Here is a 1,097-nt window from a genome sequence, read left to right on the forward strand (position 1 = left end):
CCCCACGACCCCCCTCCCTCCATCTCTATCCATCTCATACGCACGATTCACCCCAACGGGCAGGCGCTCGGAGTGAACGATGGGGGTGCAAGGGGGCGCGTTCGGCTCGCGATCTGTCCCGCCGATCACCGGCTGCCTACCTTCGGAACGTACGGGCGTACGCACGTACGGTCACGCGGGGAGGTTCGGCGGATGAGCGGTCGGCGGACCGATGCGGACGAGTCCTTGGTGCGCATCAGGGACCTCGCCGGGCGGCGGCGCGGCACGGGCTTCCCGGTCGACGACAGGTGCACCCTGATCACCAGCCACGAGGCGGTCGACGGCCTCGCCTGCCTGGTGCTGCACGCCGCGGGCGACCGCACGGTGGTGGTCGGCTCCGAGGCCGTCACCCCGCTGCCCGACTGCGACCTGGCCCTGGTCCGGACGGAGGGCCTGGACCTGCCGCCGCTCGCCGTCGCCGCGGAGGAGCACATCGCGGGCGGCATGGAGGTCAGGCTGCGGGCCGGCCGCTGGCACGACGCCTCGATCGTCGGCGAGCCCCTGGTGACGTACACCGCCACGGACCGCTTCCACCTGCTGCGCACCGCCCTGGAGCTGTCCCTCCCGGAGCGGACGCCGCTGCGGCTGGGCGAGGAGGCCACCGGCGGCCCGGTGCTGGACGCGCGCACCGGAGCGGTCATCGCCGTCCTCGGTACCGCGCTGCACGCCGAACGCCGGGCGGGAGGCTACGCGATCCCGCTCCGGGCCACGGCGGCGGCCGACCCCGACGGGCCGCTGGCCGCCCTCCTGGACCGGAACGCGGCGACCGTCCCCGCCTACGGCCGCGACCTGAACCTCGCCGGCGCCCTCCAGCTCACCGGCACCGCCCTCGGCTCGGTGGTCACCCCCCGCACCTGGCGCGACCCCGTCGAGCGGCCGGAGACCGTCCGTGAGTTCACCTGCTTCCTGGCCGGCGGGGCGCCCGGCGGCCGCGCCCTGACCCGGGAGGCCGGCGGGGACGGCCCCGGCGGCCCGTACGTCCTCGGCCTGGTCGGCGAGCCGGGCACCGGCCGCACCACCGAACTGGGCGCCCTCGCCGCCCGCCGCTCGCGCGGCGC

Annotated in this window: 1 protein-coding gene; it reads left to right on the forward strand. The window is 76.4% G+C overall.

Annotated elements, in window-relative coordinates; all coding sequences use genetic code 11:
* Window positions 1-192 precede the first annotated feature (192 nt).
* On the forward strand, window positions 193-1,097 hold a 905-nt coding region (locus JNW98_RS34760; protein WP_372459403.1), incomplete at its 3' end, for a trypsin-like peptidase domain-containing protein.

It is taken from the genome of Streptomyces huiliensis (genome assembly GCF_020037025.1).
GTDB lineage: Bacteria > Actinomycetota > Actinomycetes > Streptomycetales > Streptomycetaceae > Streptomyces > Streptomyces huiliensis.